Raw genomic sequence first — 16,744 nt, forward strand, 5'->3', positions numbered from 1 at the left:
GGACGCTACTCCGGCCTGACCCAGCCGCCCTCGACGAGCAGGTCCAGGACGCGCGCGACCGCCTCCTCGGGCGTCGTCCGGGAAGTGTCCAGCGTCAGGTCGGCGTCGTCGGGCGTCTCGTAGGGGTCGGAAATGCCGGTGAACTCGGGGATCAGGCCCGCCCGCGCCTTGGCGTACAGGCCCTTGCGGTCGCGGCGCTCGCACTCCTCCAGCGGGGTCGCGACGTGCACCAGCACGAAGTCCCCGGCGGCCGACACCATGCGGCGCACCTCGGCGCGGGTCGCCGCGTACGGCGCGATCGGCGCGCAGATCGCGACCCCGCCGTGCCGGGTGATCTCCGCGGCGACGAAGCCGATCCGCCGGATGTTGGCGTCGCGGTCGGCGCGCGAGAACGTCAGCCCGGCCGACAGCAGCCGCCGCACGACGTCCCCGTCCAGCAGCGTGACCGTCCGGCCGCCGCGCTCGACCAGCGCGTCGGCGAGCCCGCGCGCGACCGTGGACTTGCCCGACCCCGACAGGCCGGTGAAGAACACCGTGATGCCGCGCGAGTGCTTGGGCGGGCGCGCCAGCGCCAGCTCGGCGGCGACGGCGGGCGGGGTGAACCAGTCGGGGACGGGCTCCCCGGCGTCCAGCAGCTCGCCCAGCCGCTCGGGCGTCAGCTCCGCCTGGACGTGGTCGGGCTCGATCCGCGCGACGGGCCGCCAGACCTCCACGTCGGCGTCGTAGGCCCACGGCTCGGGGACGGCCACGGGGATCGCGGTGCCGTCCACCTCCCGGTCGGCGAGCAGGTGGGTGGCGCCGTAGGCGGCGGCGACGTGGGCGTGCAGGAGGACGTCACGGTCCGGGTCGTCGCCGCGCGCGGGCAGCGGAACGGGGATGATCCGGGCGCCCTCGGGCAGCTCCTTGCGCACCCCCAGCAGCGCGCGGACGAGCGACTCATCGTGCTCCCCGCTCAGCAGCGGCAGGACCAGGACGCGGGCGCCGAGCCGCTCGGCGACCTGGCGCAGCTGCCCGAGCTGCTTGCGGTGCAGGGGCTCGCCGGTGGCGACGGCGAGCAGGGGGCCCTCGCCGGGCTCGACCTCGTCGGGACGGCGGCGCAGGCCGTGGAACGGTCCGTGCGCGGGCGCGCGGAGAGCCTCCAGGGGCCCCGCGAGCCGCCACCCGCCGTCCGTGGGGTCCTGCCATGTCTCGGTGACCCGGAGCACCGCCAGCGGCACGCCCTCCGGGTCCTGGAGGACGATCCGCTCGTGGTCGGTGAGCTCCTTCGGGACCGCCAGCGTGACGGGCACCGGCCAGGGCGTCCCGTCCGAGAGCCGCCCGCCGGCGATGACCATCGCCGTGTCGAACGAGCCGAGGAACCCGGTCAGCGGCCGGTACACCCCGGCCAGGACGAGTTCCATGTCGGCCAGCTCGCGCGCGTCCGGCGTCCAGGCGGGCAGGTCGCGCAGCGTGTCGGGTAGGCCGGTGTCGGCGGTCACCGCAGTCTCCGATCCCGCCCGGCGCGCGGCCGGGCCGATCCGTGTCATGTGCCAGTGTCGTGTGCACGCGGACGCCACCCCGCGCCCCGTCCCACCAGGAGAAAATACTGCGGGGGCGCCGGTGGGCGCATCCCCGCCCCGGGCCGGGCGGCTCAGATGACCCTGGCGAACCGGTTCTCCGGTTTGCGGATGACCAGCGTGACCTCGCTGTGGTCTGCGGTGAGGCGTCCGCGGCTGAACGCCGAGACGAGGCGGCACAGCAGGTCGGCGAGGCCGGTTCCGGCCCCGAGGGCGTCGATGGCCTGCCGGGAGGTGTACTCCTCGGCGACGACCAGCCCGCGCATCACGCAGTACCACTGCATGCCCTGCCGGGACGCGACCCGGTCGTAGACCGCGCGGGGCGGGTGGGCGATCCTGGCCCGCGCGGAGCGGGCGTCGGCGTCCTTGGCCGCGGCCCGGTGCCGCCGCCGCGGCTCCGGGCGCCGCGTGGACGGCTCGTCCTCGGGCCGCGGAGGGAACCCGGCGGGCGGCGGCGCCTCCTGCCGGGCGGGGTCCTGCCGGGCGGGCGGTTCGGCGGTTCGGCGGGCCTCGGGGCGCGGGCCCGGCTCCGTCCGGGCGGCGAGTGCCCCGGCGGACGTCACCGGGGGCGGCTGGGCGGGCGTGTCCGCGCCGGCGGCGGAATCGGCGGCGGAATCGGTGGCGGGGTAGGCGACGCGGGCGTGCGCGCCGCGGGCGGCCCGGGCCGCCCGGACGGCGCGTGACTTCCTGCGGCGGCCGGACGCGTGCATCCACCGGGGGAGGTGCCGGTCGAGGAACCCGAAGGCGGTGTTGCGGTCGCGCAGGTGGACCAGCAGCAGCCCGCCGGGCTTCAGCGCCGCGACGAACCGGTCGAGGACGAGCTCGGCGTGCGGGACGCGCTCGATCAGGTACGAGGCGTGCACGACGTCGAAGGCGCGCGGCGGCATCGGCACCGTGCGCAGATCGCCCAGGTACCAGGTGTCGAGATCGGTGCGCTCGCAGGTGTGGGCGCGCAGTTCGGGGGACTCCAGGTCGACGCCCGTGACCTGGCGGTCGCGGTCGCCGAGCTCCAGCCCCGCCCCCCAGCCGCACCCCGCTTCCAGGATGTGGATCCGCTGCAGGGGCTTCTCGAGGGCGTACTGGCGGGCGCGTTCGGAGAAGAGATCGCCGTCGCTGACCGGCGGCGTACGCAGATCGGTCACAGTCTCGCAGCGTAATCGCCCGACTGCGCTGTGTCCGCTATTTGCCCATTCTTGGGTGGCGTCGTGTCGCGCCCCGAGGGACGCGTACCCTGGTATCCGGCACCGGGATCCGCTGGGATTCCGGTACTTCGGGCTGCCCTGAGACCGGACGGGGGGCTCGCGCGGGAACCGGCGGGACAGCCGGAGCGGCCCCCTGAGGGGCGGATCGGGTAGCTGGCGAAATGACGCTCAACGGACTTGTCGACCTTGCGTGCACCGACCCCGGGCTGGCGCGCGCGCTGGAGCGCGCGCGGACCGACCACGAGGTCGTCGCGCCGCCCGCACTGTGGCCGATCCTGGCCGCGGCGCTGAGCCGTGCCACGGGCGCCCCGGCGGGGCGGCGCGGCGTGGTGCTCGCGGTCACCGCGACGGGCCGCGAGGCCGAAGACCTCACCGCGGCGCTGTCGAGCCTGCTCGACCCCGGCCGCGTGGCGCACTTCCCGGCGTGGGAGACGCTTCCGCACGAGAAGCTGTCGCCGCGCTCGGACACCGTCGGGCAGCGGCTCGCGGTGCTGCGGCGGCTCGTCCACCCCGGCGCCGGGGACCCGGCCCGCGAGGCGGGGGCGGGCCCCGGGCGGGGCGGCGGCCTGGACGTGGTCGTGACGCCGATCCGGGCGGTGCTCCAGCCGATCGTGTCCGGGCTGGCCGACCTGGAGCCGGTGCGGCTGTCCTCGGGCGAGGACGCCGAGATGGACGACGCCGTCCGGCGGCTGGTGGACGCCGGCTACCACCGCGTCGACCTGGTGGAGAAGCGCGGCGAGATCGCGGTGCGCGGCGGGATCCTGGACGTGTTCCCGCCCACCGAGGAGCATCCGCTGCGGGTGGAGTTCTGGGGCGACACCGTCGAGGAGATCCGCTACTTCAAGGCGGCGGACCAGCGCTCCCTCGAAGTGGCGCGGGACGGGCTGTGGGCTCCGCCGTGCCGGGAGCTGCCGCTGACCGAGGAGGTGCGCGGGCGCGCCCGGCGGCTGGCGTCCGAGCATCCGGCGCTGGAGGAGATCCTCGGCCGGATCGCCGACGGGGACACCGTCGAGGGGATGGAGGCGTTCTCGCCCGTCCTCGCCGAGAGCATGGAGCTGCTGACCGACCTGCTGCCCGAGGGGTCGGTGCTGCTGGTCTGCGAGCCGGAGCGGATCCGGACCCGCGCGGTCGAGCTCGTCCGGACGAGCCAGGAGTTCCTGGAGGCGAGCTGGGTCAACGCGGCCGCCGGAGGCGAGGCGCCCATCGACCTGGGCGCCGCCGCGTTCCGGACGCTGGAGGACGTCCGCGCCCACAGCGTGGAGCTGGGCCTGCCCCGCTGGAGCGTGACAGCCCTCAACCCGGAAGGGGACGCCCTCAACCTGGGGGTCCAGCCCGCTGAGGCGTACCGGGGCGACACCTCCCGCGTGGTCGGGGACGTCAAGGGCTGGATCGACGGCGGCTGGCACGTCGTGATGGTCACCGCCGGGCACGGGCCCGCGGAGCGGCTCGTCCAGCTCATGGGGGAGGAGGGCCTCGGCGCGCGGCTCGCCGACCTCCCGGGGCCGCCGGAGCCGTCGCTGGTCACCGTCGCGACCGGGCTGCTGGAGAACGGCTTCGCGTGGGAGTCGGCCAAGCTCGCGGTGCTGACCGAGACGGACCTGTCGGGGCAGCGGTCCTCGACCAAGGACATGCGGCGGATGCCGTCGCGGCGGCGCGGCGGCATCGACCCGCTCCAGCTCAAGCCGGGCGACTACGTCGTCCACGAGCAGCACGGCGTGGGCCGGTACGTGGAGATGGTCAGCCGGACGGTGCAGGGCGCCACCCGCGAGTACCTGATCCTGGAGTACGCCAAGAGCGACCGGCTGTTCGTCCCGACCGACCAGCTGGAGGAGCTGACCCGCTACGTCGGCGGCGAGGCGCCGAGCCTGCACCGGCTCGGCGGCGCCGACTGGCAGAAGGCCAAGTCCCGGGCCCGCAGGGCGGTCAAGCAGATCGCGGGGGAGCTGATCCGGCTGTACTCGGCGCGGATGGCGAGCCCCGGGCACCCGTTCGGCGCCGACACCCCGTGGCAGCGGGAACTGGAGGACGCCTTCCCCTACGTGGAGACGCCCGACCAGCTCGCCGCCATCGACGAGGTGAAGGGCGACATGGAGAAGCCCGTCCCGATGGACCGGCTGATCTGCGGCGACGTCGGCTACGGCAAGACCGAGATCGCGGTGCGGGCGGCGTTCAAGGCCGTCCAGGACGGCAAGCAGGTCGCGGTGCTCGTCCCGACGACGCTGCTCGTCCAGCAGCACCTGTCCACGTTCTCCGAGCGGTTCGGGCCCTTCCCCGTCGTGGTGAAGCCGATGAGCCGGTTCCAGACCGACGGCGAGATCGGCGAGACGCTGCGCGGGCTGTCGGAGGGCGCGGTGGACGTGGTGGTGGGGACGCACCGCATCCTGTCGTCGCAGACCCGGTTCAAGAACCTCGGCCTGGTGATCATCGACGAGGAGCAGCGGTTCGGCGTCGAGCACAAGGAGGAGCTGAAGCGGCTGCGGACGCAGGTGGACGTGCTCGCCATGTCCGCGACGCCGATCCCGCGGACGCTGGAGATGGGGCTCACCGGGATCCGGGAGATGTCGACGATCCTCACCCCGCCCGAGGAGCGGCACCCCGTCCTGACGTTCGTCGGGCCTTACGAGGAGAAGCAGATCGCCGCGGCGATCCGGCGGGAGCTGCTGCGCGAGGGCCAGGTGTTCTTCGTGCACAACCGGGTCCGGTCGATCGACAAGGTCGCGGCGAACCTGGCGAAGCTCGTCCCGGAGGCGCGCGTCGCGGTCGCGCACGGCCAGATGAACGAGCACGAGCTGGAACGCGTCATGGTCGACTTCTGGGAGAAGAACTATGACGTCCTGGTCGCGACCACGATCGTGGAGTCCGGGCTGGACGTGCCGAACGCCAACACGCTGATCGTCGACCGCGCCGACATGTACGGGCTGTCGCAGCTCCACCAGCTGCGGGGGCGGGTCGGCCGCGGGCGGGAGCGCGCGTACGCCTATTTCCTGTACCAGCCGGAGCAGCCGCTGACCGAGACCGCGCACGAGCGGCTCGCGACGCTGGCGCAGCATACCGAGGTCGGTGCGGGGATGTACGTGGCGATGAAGGACCTGGAGATCCGCGGCGCGGGCAACATCCTCGGCGCCGAGCAGTCCGGGCACGTGGCCGGAGTCGGGTTCGACCTCTATGTACGGATGGTGGGGGAGGCCGTCCGGGAGCTGAAGGAGGGCGGCGGCGAGCCGGAGGCCGTCGAGACCAAGGTCGAGCTGCCCGTGGACGCGCACCTGCCGCACGAGTACGTGCCGGGGGAGCGGCTCCGCCTGGACGCCTACCGCCGTATCGCCGCCATCACGTCCGAGGACGAGATCGAGGGCGTGCACGAGGAGCTGAAGGACCGCTTCGGGCCGCTGCCCGTGCCCGTCCTGAACCTGCTTGAGGTGGCGCGGTTCCGCGCCAAGGCCCGCCGGGCGGGGCTCACCGACGTCACCCTCCAGGGCACGTTCGTCAAGTTCACGCCCGTGAGCCTGCCCGACTCCAAGCAGGTCAGGTTGCAGCGCCTGTACCCGAAGAGCATCCTCAAACCGGCGACGGACACGCTGCTGGTGCCGGCGCCGAAGACCGCGCCGCTCGGCGGCCGCCCCCTGCGCGACCAGGAGCTGCTGGCGTGGGCGACCGACCTGGTGGAGGCACTGTTCCTCGAACCGGTCCGCGTCTAGGCTGGCGCGGTCCGGAATTGATCATCGACGAGACAGCGACGAGATGGGGTCCCCGTGCTCGGTAGGTCCGTGAAGGCCGCGGCGGCCGCCCTGGTGGCGGCCGGCGCGCTGGCCGGCTGTAGTGGCGGCTCCCCGAAGGCGGGCACCGCCGCCGTGGTCGGCGACGACCGCATCACCGTCACCGCGCTCAGCCAGACCGTCCGGGACTGGCGGGAGCAGTTCAAGGACGACCCGCTGGCCAACCGGATGCGGGCCGGGTCGATCAACCCGGCCGACGGGATGGGCTCGGAGTCGGGCGAGTCGGACCTGCGGGACGCGCTGACGCTGCTGGTCAACTTCCGCGTCGCCGAGAAGATGGCGCGGACCCAGGGCGTGGCGGTGCCCGAGGGGCAGACCGACCAGGCCGTCGACCTGCTCAACGAGAAGGGCGGCGCCGGGTCGATCACGCTGGCGAGCGGGTTGCCCCGGGACAGGACCCGCGAACTCGCCCGCTTCATCGCGACGCAGCGGCTCGTCATGCAGCGGCTCGGCGCGGACGGCAACCCGCAGAGCCTCCAGACCGCGGCGGCAGGGAAGCGCTGGAACGAGCTGTTCCGCAGCACGGCCGACGGCATGCACATCGAGGTCAATCCCCGGTACGGGACGTTCGACCCGGTCAAGGGGAACGTCGGGCCGGTCCTGTACCGGCTGTCGACGCCGGAATCGGGTATCGGCCGCACATGAGCCTGACCCTGCTCGCCACCACCCACCGGGTGGCGCCCGGACTGCTGACCTGGAAGGCGTGGGACGTGCTCCGCTCGGGCGCGCGCGTCCTGGCGCGCGCCGGCCACCCGCTGCTGCCCTACCTGCGCGAGGCCGGGGTCGTCCCCGAGGAGCCGGACGAGCCGGACGCGGCCGCGCTGGTCGCGGCGGCGCGGCGCGGGGACGTCGTGTGGGTGGCGGCCCCCGAGGGCGACGAGGGGCTGATGCGCGAGATCGGCGCGCTCGTCGTGGACGACCCGCTGGACGTGGAGGTGCTGCACGGGTCGTACGACCTGCCCGGCGCGCGCCTGCTGGACCTCGTCTCGGTGATGGAGACGCTGCGCCGCGACTGCCCGTGGGACCGCGAGCAGACGCACGCGACGCTCGTCCCGTACCTGCTGGAGGAGGCGTACGAGGTCCTCGACACCGTCGAGTCCGGCGACCTCGGGGCGTTGCGCGAGGAGCTCGGCGACGTGCTGATGCAGGTGGCGTTCCACTCGGTGGTGGCCGCCGAGCGCGACGACGAGACGGCGTTCACCATCGACGACGTGGCGGGCGGGATCGTCGACAAGCTCGTCCGCCGCCATCCGCACGTGTTCGGGGACGTGACGGTCTCCGGCGCGGACGAGGTGAACGCCAACTGGGAGCAGATCAAGGCGGCCGAGCGGGCGGAGCGCAGCGGCGAGGAGGCGTCGGCGCTGGACGGGGTCCCGATGGGGCAGCCCGCGCTGTCGCTCGCGGCACAGCTCCAGCGGCGGGCCGCGCGGATCGGCGCGCCGGCCGGGCCCGAGCCCGGGGAGGCGTCGGGGAACGGGGCCGGTCCCGCTGCGGGGAACGGCGCCGACACCGGGAACGACCTGGGGATACGGCTTTTCGGCCTGGTCCGGGAGGCGGTCGGGCGGGGCGTTGATCCGGAGGCCGAGTTGCGCGCGGTATCGCGGGTATTCCGCGATCGTGTCCGAGCCTGGGAACGACGCGAGCGAGACGCCTGATTCGGGGGATATAACCCGAAAGATCGCGGATGGGGTGGTCTGGCGGGGAACGCACGTCTACCCTAGGCGCGTGCCGAACGAGGCGGAAAGCGACGGCGGGGACGCCATCCCCTCACTGGGGCGGCGTCTCCCTCCGGGGCGCGGCCCCTTACAAGGACGCCGCCGGCGCCGGGTGTTCGCCGCGACGACGACGCGCGCAGAGAAGGCGCGCGCGCTCCGCGGCCTTGGTGCGCTGGGCGGGCTCGCGGGCGTGCTCGTCGCCCTGATGCTGCTCCCCACCGCCTGCACCGCCGGTGTCGGCGCCCGCGACGCGGCCGGCTGGTTCGAGAGCGAGCCCGACGGCCTGACGACCTCCGGCGTCCCGCAGCGCTCCCGGATCCTCGCCGCCGACGGTTCCGTCCTCGCGACGTTCTTCTACCAGAACCGCGTGGACGTCCCGCTGGACCGGATCGCCCCCGTCGCCAGGCGCGCCATCCTCGCCATCGAGGACAGCCGCTTCTACCAGCACGGCGCCATCGACTCCCAGGGGACGCTGCGCGCGCTCGCGAGCAACCTGTCCAACGGCCAGGTGACGCAGGGCGGATCCGGCATCACCCAGCAGTACGTCAAGAACCTGCTGCTCACCACCGCCGAGTCCGCCGCCGAGGTGCGCGCCGCCAAGGAGGTCTCCGCCGCCCGCAAGATCCGCGAGCTGCGGTACGCGGTGGCGCTGGAGAAGCGCTACTCCAAGGACGAGATCCTCCGCCGCTACCTCAACATCGCCTACTACGGCGACGGCGCGTACGGCATCGAGGCCGCGGCCCGGCACTACTTCTCCAAGCCCGCGTCCAAGCTGGAGCTCGGCGAGGCGGCGCTGCTCGCCGGCGTCATCCGCTACCCCTACGCCTACGACCCCGTCCACCACCCGGGCGCGGCCCGCGAGCGCCGCGACATCGTGCTGCGCCGGATGGCCGAGCTCGGCTGGCTCGACAAGGACGCCGCGGAGGCCGCCGTCCGGGAGCCCATCGGGCTGCGCGTGCAGCACGTCCAGAGCGGATGCGTGACCAGCTCGGCGCCGTTCTTCTGCGACTACGTCCAGCGGGAGATCCTCACCAGCACCGTGTTCGGCGCCACCCCGCAGGAGCGGGAGAAGCTGCTCAAACGCGGCGGGCTCACGATCCGGACCACCCTGGACCGGCATGCGCAGCGGGCCGCGCAGCGCGCCGTGGACGCGCACGTCCCGCGCCGCAACTCCGCCCACAAGGCCGCCGCCGAGGCGATGGTCGAGCCCGGCACAGGCAAGATCAAGGCGCTGGTCGTGGACCGCGCGCTCGGCCCGGACCGCGAGCGCGGCAAGACCTGGATCAACTTCGCCGCCGACGCCAGCCACGGGTCCAGCATCGGCATGCAGGCCGGGTCCACGTTCAAGGCGTTCACGCTCGCCGCCGCGCTGGACGAGGGCCTGCCGTTCGGCACCCGGCTGCTGGCACCGAGCAGCTTCACGCCCGTCGGCTACCGGGACTGCGACGGCAAGGCCCGCAACGACCCCGACAGCGAGCTGCGCAACTCCGCCGACGGGGAGGGCGGCAGGACCTTCAGCCTCGTCACCGGAACGCACCATTCGGTCAACACCTTCTTCCTGGCGCTGGAGCGGAAGGTCGGGCTGTGCGAGACGGTCAAGATGGCCGAGCGGCTCGGGATGCGGCAGGCCAACGGCCAGGCGCTGGAGCAGTACCCGTCGTTCACGCTCGGGTTCAACCCGGTCTCGCCGCTGCGGCTCGCCGCGGCCTACGCGGCGTTCGGCGCCCGGGGCCGCTACTGCGCGCCGATCGCGATCACGCAGGTCACCGTCGCGTCCGGACGCAAGATGAAGGTCCCCGGCGCCGACTGCCGGCAGGCGATCGACAAGGGCGTCGCGGACGCGGTGAACTACGTGCTGAGCGGCGTCCTCACCAAGGGCACGGCGAAGGGCCTCGGGCTCGGCCGTCCCGCGGCGGGCAAGACCGGCACCGTGGACAACTTCTCCGCCGCCTGGTTCGCCGGGTACACCCCCGAGCTGGCGGCGGCCGTGTGGGTCGGCGATCCGCGCGGCGGCTACCGGTACCCCATGGAGAACCTCTGCATGGACGGCCGCTGCTACGGCGCGGTCTTCGGGGCGACGATCCCCGCGCCGATCTGGCAGCAGAGCATGTCCGGGGCGCTGTCGGAGACCTCCGCCGGCTCCTTCCACCGCCCGCCCGACCACTTCTTCAGCAGGGGCTCGGGCGAGGACAGGGTGCGGGTGCCGGACGTCCGCGGCATGAGGCTGCGCGAGGCGGTCGTCCGCCTGCGCGGCGCGGGCTTCAAGGTCCGCCTCGGCCCGCCGGTCAAGTCGGACAGGTACAAGAAGGGCACGGTCGCGGAGACGTCCCCGGCCGCCGGTTCCGCCGAGCCGGGCGACACCATCACGCTGCGTCCGAGCAGCGGCCCCGGGCCCCGCGGTCCCCGCGACCCCCGTGGCGGCGGTGGCGGCGAGCAGGTCCCGGTGCCACCGGACTTCCCTTCGCCGACCACGCCGCCCGACCTCGCGGGAACCCCGCCCGACCAGCGCGAGAACCCCGCCTGACCTGCCCTTTCCCTGCTCGGCCGTGTGATCGTCCGGAGGTCGGGTAGATCGGGTTCCGGGGCATTGCGCCCCGATGGATCCGATCGGGGGGAACGATCGACATGCGAGCCATCGCCGTGTCCGAATACGGCGCGACGCCAGCGCTGACGCGCGTGCCGCGGCCGGAGCCCGGCCCGGGGGAGATCCTGGTGAAGCTGGTCGCCGCCGGTCTCAACCCGCTCGACTGGAAGGTCGCCGACGGCGCGCTCAAGGACGACGTCGACGCCACGTTCCCGCTCGTCCTCGGCCTGGACGGCGCGGGCGTCGTGGACGAGGCCGGCGAGGGCGTGACCCGGCTGCGCCACGGCGAGCAGGTCTACGGCTCCTTCTTCGGCGTCACGCGCGGGCTCGGCACCTACGCCGAGTACACCCTGGCCGCCGAGGACGGCCCGGTCGCGCGGATGCCCGAGGGCATGATCTACACACAGGCCGCGGCGGTGCCGACGGCGTGCATGAGCGCGCTGGAGCTCGTCGAGGCCGCGCACGTCGACACCGGGCAGACCGTCCTGGTCGTGGGCGCGACCGGCGGCGTCGGCCAGGCCGTGGTGCAGCTCGCCGCCGCCACCGGCGCCAAGGTGATCGCCACGGCCCGCGCCGACATGACGGAGACCATGCGGCGGCTCGGCGCGTCCGAGACCGTCGACCACTCGGCGGGCGACCTCAACGAGCAGGTCCTCGCCGCGCACTCCGACGGCGTCGACGTCGTGCTGGACATGGTCAGCGACACCGCCCGCATCGAGACGCTCGCGCGGCTGCTCCGCCCGGGCGGGACCTACCTCAGCACCACGTGGTCGGTGAACCCCGACTCGATGGCGGCCCAGGAGATCCGCGGCATCAACTTCCAGGGCAAGCCGACCGCCGCGCTGCTGGAGCGTGTTTCCGACCTCATCGACGCGGGCACGCTGCGCGTCATGATCGAGCGCGAGGTGCCGCTGGAACGGGCGCCCGAGGCACTGGCGGACAACCGGGTGGGCGGCGCGCGCGGCAAGACCGTCATCCGCATCTGAGGAGGACCATGAACGACGCCGAGAGAAGGGACAGGCTCCGCGTGATCGACGAGGACCTCGCCCGCCTGCGCGCGGATCTCACGCCACCCCCCGAGGCCCCCCGCGACTTCGTGGACGGCGGCCAGGACCTGGCCGCCCGCGAGGAACTGGCCGGTCAGATCGAAGTCCTGGAGGCCGAGCGCCAGCGCCTAGAAGACGAACTCACCGAACTCGGCTAGCGCCTGTCGGAACGCGTGACTTGCCAGGCGCCGCGAAGCCGAAGGCGGGCGGAGCCGGGCAGATCGCAAAGTGATGCCGCGTTCGCCCAGGACCGGTGACATAGCGAGCCGGGACGTTGGAACACGGCCTAGCGCCTCGGCCCACAAGAACTCTCACACGGAAGCGAGTGACCTCAGCTGTCACGCGAGCGCGCTACCAGCCCGTCGGGGCGAAGCCGGAGGCGAGCCCCGACGGGATGATCGCGAAGCGATGTCGCGCTCGCCCAAGCGCGGTCAAGGACGCGAGCCGCCAGGCGAGCGTTCTTGGGCCGAGGTTGTCCTAGGAAGCCGCAGGACGAAGCGGGCGCCGGGGGAGCCGTCGGCGCGGTCGGTCAGGGCGAGGGTGCCGCCGTGGGCCTCGGCGATGTCGCGGGAGATGGCGAGGCCGAGCCCGGTGCCGCCGGCGTCGCGGTGCTGGCCCTCGGCGAGCCGGGTGAAGCGCTCGAAGACCCGCTCGCGGTCCTCGGGGGCGATGCCGATGCCGTCGTCGATCACCTCGACCAGCGCGATCGCGGGCAGCGCCGTGCCCACGATCACCGTGACGGCGCTCTCGGCGTGCCGGTCGGCGTTGTCGATCAGGTTGGTCAGGAGCCGGGCCAGCTCGTTGCGGCCGCCGTTGACCCGCACCGGACCCTCCGACAGGACGGTCACCTGCGCGCGGCGGGGGCGCCGCAGGACCTCCTGGTCCACCAGCTCGGTCAGGTCCACCGTCTCGCGTGCGAAGTCCCTGTCGGCCTCCAGCCGCGCGAGGGCGAGCAGGTCGTCCACCACGGCGGTGAGCCGGTCGGTGTTGTCGAGGATCGCCCGGAGCGTCTCGGGCAGGTCGGTGGCGTCCGGGGCGGACAGGGCCAGTTCCAGTTCCATCCGGAGCCCGGTGAGGGGGCTGCGCAGCTCGTGGGAGACGTCGGAGACGAACGCGCGCTGCCGTGCGACCGCCTTCTCCAGCCGGTCGAGGGTCGCGTTGACGCTGCGGGCGAGCAGCGCCACCTCGTCGCGGCGGGGCGGCACCGGCACCCGGCGCTCCAGGTCGGTGGCGGTGATCTCGTCCAGCTCGCGGCGGATCGCCTCGACCGGGCGCAGGGTGCGGCTCGCCGACATCCAGGTGCCCCAGCCCACCAGCCCGATGATGACCGGGATGCCGAGCGCCAGCAGGCCCGCCAGCAGCGGCCGCGGCAGCAGTCCCGGCTCGGGCGCCAGCGTGTAGACGAGGCGCTGGTCCTGCCCCACGCCCTCCCGGGTCACGACGACGAGGAAGCAGTGCCCGCCCGGCGCGTCCACTTTGCAGCTGCGGCCGGCGCGCCGGGCGTCGCCCTCCGGGGCGGGGAAGCGGACCGGGGGCCGCCCCTCCATGGGGCGGCTGGCGGCGATCACCTGGCCCTCGCCGTCCTGGATCTGCACGCGCCGGACGTAGGCGGAGGACAGGCGCGGGCCGAGCGTCTCGGTGTGGAGCAGCGTGCCGATGCGGCGGCCCTCGCGGGACAGGTCGTCCACGATGTCGTTGGCCACCTGCCGGCGGACCACCGCCAGCAGGACCACGTACAGCGCCGTGGACAGCACGAGTGCCGAGAGGACCGCCGACAGCGTCACCCGGACGCGGATCTCCGGGTGCCGGAGCGCGACCTGCCAGATCCGGCGGGTCAGGACCCCGAGGGACCGGCGGCGCCGGACAGGGATGGCGACCTCCACAGTGCGTATGCCACTACCCGTTCTTTCTTGCCAGAGCGGGGCAAACGCGACCGTGGTCGGGGGGTAAAAAGATCGTTCAGTCCTGGTCGACGCCCCAGCGGGTGCGGATCGAGCGGTCCACGAAGCCGAACAGCTGGTCGATCAGGATGCCGATGATCAGGATGACGATCATGTACGAGATCATGTCGGCGGTGTTGTTCAGCTCCCTGGCCTGCGAGAGCAGCACACCGAGCGAGGTCGTGTCGCCGATGATGACCAGCAGCTCGCCCGCCATCAGGCTGCGCCAGGCGAACGCCCAGCCCTGCTTCAGGCCCGCCACGAACGACGGCAGCGACGCCGGCATGATCAGGTGCCGGTACAGGTTCAGGCCCCGCAGGCCCATCACCTTCCCGGCGCGCAGCAGGATCGGCGGCGTGTAGTCGACGCCCGCGATCAGCCCGTTGGCGATGGACGGGGCGGCGCCGAGCACCACCACGAACAGGATCGCGCTCTCGCTGAGCTGGAACAGCAGGATCGCGAGGGGGAACCACGCGATCGACGGCATCGTCTGGAGGCCGGTGATCAGTGACCCGAACGCCCGGCGCAGCACCCGGAACTGCGACACCAGCGCGCCGATCAGCACGCCGATCGCGACGGCGAGCGCGAACCCGACGAGGGCCCGCTGCATCGTCAGCGCCACCGCGTCCCAGAAGCGGGAGCTGGTGATCTGGTCCTTGAAGACCGGCAGGGTGTCGGCCGGCCCCGGCAGGACCCACGGCTCCTTCCAGCCGCTCCACACCACGATCTGCCAGGCGGCGATGGCGATGAGGATGGCGCTGACCATCGGCCACGTCGCCGACCAGACCCGCTGGAGCACCCGGCGCGACGTGCCGCCGCCGAGTTCCAGGGCGTCCAGCCCGGCGATCTCCCGGTCGAGGTTCCCGCCGGGCGCCGTCACCTCGGGGGCGGGTGCGCTGTGGGACTTCACGTCATGCGCCATGGCGGCCGACCTCCTCGCGCAGCCGGTTGGTGATGGTCGACGCGAGCGCGGCCACGTCGGTCGCGTCGATCCTGCGGGGACGTTCCATGGGGACGGGGAACTCCTCCACGACCCGGCCGGGGCGGCTGCTGAGCAGCACGACCCGGTCGCCCAGCCGCACCGCCTCCCGCACGTTGTGGGTGACGAACAGCACGGTCAGGCCGCGCGTCCGCCAGATCCGCTCGATCTCGTCGTGCAGCAGGTCGCGGGTCATGGCGTCCAGGGCGCCGAACGGCTCGTCCATCAGCAGGACGGTGCCGCCGGACCCCTCCGCCTCCTTCGCCGCCTTGTCCGCCTCGACGGTCAGGGCCAGCGCGCGGGCCAGCGCGACCCGCTGCCGCATCCCGCCGGACAGCTCGTGCGGGCGCCTCTTGGCGAACCCGCCGAGGTGCACCGAGTCCAGCAGTTCGGCGGCCCGGCCACGGCGGTCCTGGCGCGGCACCCCGCGCATCTTCAGGGCCAGCTCCAGGTTCCCCGTGACGGTCAGCCACGGGAACAGGGCCGGTTCCTGGAACATGAGCGCGACGCGCGCACCGTTCTTGTCGATCGTCCCCGCGCTCGGACGGTCGAGGTCGGCGACCAGGTTGAGCAGCGTGCTCTTGCCGCACCCGGAGGCACCGAGCAGGCACACGAACTCGCCGGGCGCCACGTCCAGAGAGACCTGGTCCAGGGCCAGCAGGGATGCCTTGCCGGCTCCGAACGCCTTCGACACTTCACTGAGGCGGACCGCCGTGGCCGCTGTCATTTGTCGCTGACCTGTGCCTTCCCGCTCGCCTTGAGCACCTCGTTGAGGGGGGTGAGGTTGTAGATGCCGTTCAGGTCGGTCTTCTCCAGCAGGCCGATCTCCTCGGCGTGCTGGGCCCCGGCGAACAGCGAGCCCGCGACCGGGTCGGTCGTGAACTGGATCTCCTTGAACGCCGAGTCGAGGACCTCCGGCTTGAGCGGCTTGCCGCTCAGCTTGCCGAGGGCGGAGTTGACGACGGTCTTGGCCTCTGCCGGGTTCTGGTTGATGAAGTCGCTGCTCTCCACCACGCCCTGGAGGAGCTTCTTCACAAGGTCCGGGTGCGCCTTCTCGAACTTCTGGCTGACCAGCAGGTTCGTGATGACGAACTTGCCGCCGGGCCAGAGCGTCTTCTCGTCGACCAGCTTCTTGCCCTTGCTCTCCAGGATGAGCCGGGAGGCGAACGGCTCGGGGACCCACGCGCCGTCGATGGTGCCCTGGGCGAAGGTCTGGAGCGTCTGCGAGTTCTCCTGCGGGACGACCTTCACGTCGCCGCTGCCGTCCTTGTTCGCGGTGAGGCCGTTCTTCTTCAGCCAGTAGCGGATCGCCACGTCCTGCGTGTTGCCGAGCTGCGGCGTGGCGATCTTCTTGCCCTTGAGATCCTGGACGCCCTTGATCCCGGGCTTGACGACCAGCGAGACACCGCCGGAGGCGGCGCCGGAGATGATGTGGACGGCCTTCCCGTGTGATTTGGCCCATGCGTTGATGGCCGGATTCGGCCCCACGAATGTGGCGTCGATCGCACCGGAGAACAGCGCCTCCACCGCCGCGGGCCCCGCGTTGAACGTCGCCGTCTTGGGCGCGGTGCCGAGGTGCTTCGTGAAGATCCCCTTCTCCACGCCCACCAGGGCGGTGGCGTGGGTGATATTGGGGAAGTACCCCAGCTTGAGCTGGGTCGCCGCACCGGAGCCGCCGGAGCCGCCGTCGTCATCGCCGCATGCACTGAGCGTCCCCGCCCCCGTGAGAACGGCCAGTGCCACCGCGGCGATGCGTCCGCCGAGTCTGCGATGCAATGTCATGTTTTCCTACTTCTCAGGTCGGTTTGACGTGAACAGTAGATAAGGTCGGCAATACCTTCGTCAAGTCGCTTGCCCGGAACGGTTTCGTAACAGCCGCCCCAATTGAGAACGGCGAGCCAGTTGGGCCGCCTGGGGAGCCGCCGGATAGGCTCGGTGACCGCACCGCA

General features: G+C 72.9%; 12 protein-coding genes. 6 read left to right on the forward strand and 6 right to left on the reverse strand.

From position 1 onward, the window contains the following. Nucleotides 1–5: 5 nt before the first annotated feature. Nucleotides 6–1,478 carry an adenylyl-sulfate kinase gene (gene cysC, locus AGRA3207_RS28585; RefSeq protein WP_231330125.1) on the reverse strand — a complete coding sequence of 491 codons (1,473 nt, stop codon included), beginning with the start codon at nucleotides 1,476–1,478 and terminating at the stop codon, nucleotides 6–8. A gap of 152 nt (nucleotides 1,479–1,630) precedes the next feature. After that, a complete protein-coding gene (locus AGRA3207_RS28590; RefSeq protein WP_231330127.1) occupies nucleotides 1,631–2,698 on the reverse strand; it encodes a class I SAM-dependent methyltransferase in 1,068 nt (355 codons plus the stop codon). A 221-nt stretch (nucleotides 2,699–2,919) separates the two neighbouring features. Here AGRA3207_RS28590 and mfd point away from each other — a divergent pair, with 221 nt between their 5' ends. From mfd to AGRA3207_RS28620, 6 genes are all read left to right on the forward strand, one after another. Further along, complete coding sequence (gene mfd, locus AGRA3207_RS28595; protein ID WP_231330129.1) at nucleotides 2,920–6,453, forward strand: transcription-repair coupling factor; 3,534 nt, start codon at nucleotides 2,920–2,922, stop codon at nucleotides 6,451–6,453. Between the two features lie 54 nt (nucleotides 6,454–6,507). Then, nucleotides 6,508–7,176, forward strand: coding sequence for a SurA N-terminal domain-containing protein (locus tag AGRA3207_RS28600; RefSeq protein ID WP_231330131.1), 669 nt, complete (start codon nucleotides 6,508–6,510; stop codon nucleotides 7,174–7,176). Continuing rightward, nucleotides 7,173–8,186 (forward strand): nucleoside triphosphate pyrophosphohydrolase, encoded by a 1,014-nt coding sequence (locus tag AGRA3207_RS28605; protein WP_231330132.1) that lies wholly within the window; start codon nucleotides 7,173–7,175, stop codon nucleotides 8,184–8,186. Before AGRA3207_RS28600 ends, AGRA3207_RS28605 begins: the two co-directional genes overlap by 4 nt. A gap of 70 nt (nucleotides 8,187–8,256) precedes the next feature. Beyond that, entirely contained in the window at nucleotides 8,257–10,770 is a 2,514-nt protein-coding gene (locus AGRA3207_RS28610) for a penicillin-binding protein (protein WP_231330133.1), read from the forward strand. 101 nt (nucleotides 10,771–10,871) lie between these two features. After that, nucleotides 10,872–11,816, forward strand: a complete 945-nt coding sequence (locus AGRA3207_RS28615) for an NADP-dependent oxidoreductase (RefSeq protein WP_231330135.1) — start codon at nucleotides 10,872–10,874, stop codon at nucleotides 11,814–11,816. Nucleotides 11,817–11,824: 8 nt separating this feature from the next. Then, on the forward strand, nucleotides 11,825–12,034 hold the full coding sequence (locus tag AGRA3207_RS28620) for a hypothetical protein (protein ID WP_231330137.1): 210 nt from the start codon (nucleotides 11,825–11,827) through the stop codon (nucleotides 12,032–12,034). A gap of 273 nt (nucleotides 12,035–12,307) precedes the next feature. On the opposite strand, the gene AGRA3207_RS28625 is transcribed toward AGRA3207_RS28620, so the two are convergent. The 4 genes from AGRA3207_RS28625 to AGRA3207_RS28640 all read right to left on the reverse strand — a co-directional run bounded on the left by AGRA3207_RS28625 (nucleotide 12,308) and on the right by AGRA3207_RS28640 (nucleotide 16,577). After that, nucleotides 12,308–13,759: a sensor histidine kinase gene (locus tag AGRA3207_RS28625; RefSeq protein ID WP_231330138.1), complete on the reverse strand. Its 1,452-nt coding sequence runs from the start codon at nucleotides 13,757–13,759 to the stop codon at nucleotides 12,308–12,310. A gap of 76 nt (nucleotides 13,760–13,835) precedes the next feature. Beyond that, nucleotides 13,836–14,738: an ABC transporter permease gene (locus AGRA3207_RS28630; RefSeq protein WP_231330139.1), complete on the reverse strand. Its 903-nt coding sequence runs from the start codon at nucleotides 14,736–14,738 to the stop codon at nucleotides 13,836–13,838. Then, nucleotides 14,728–15,522 (reverse strand): ABC transporter ATP-binding protein, encoded by a 795-nt coding sequence (locus AGRA3207_RS28635; RefSeq protein WP_231330141.1) that lies wholly within the window; start codon nucleotides 15,520–15,522, stop codon nucleotides 14,728–14,730. The genes AGRA3207_RS28630 and AGRA3207_RS28635 overlap by 11 nt, the downstream gene beginning before the upstream one ends. Beyond that, entirely contained in the window at nucleotides 15,519–16,577 is a 1,059-nt protein-coding gene (locus AGRA3207_RS28640) for an ABC transporter substrate-binding protein (protein ID WP_420830797.1), read from the reverse strand. The genes AGRA3207_RS28635 and AGRA3207_RS28640 overlap by 4 nt, the downstream gene beginning before the upstream one ends. Nucleotides 16,578–16,744 lie beyond the last annotated feature (167 nt).

It is taken from the genome of Actinomadura graeca, assembly GCF_019175365.1.
GTDB classification, from domain to species: domain Bacteria; phylum Actinomycetota; class Actinomycetes; order Streptosporangiales; family Streptosporangiaceae; genus Spirillospora; species Spirillospora graeca.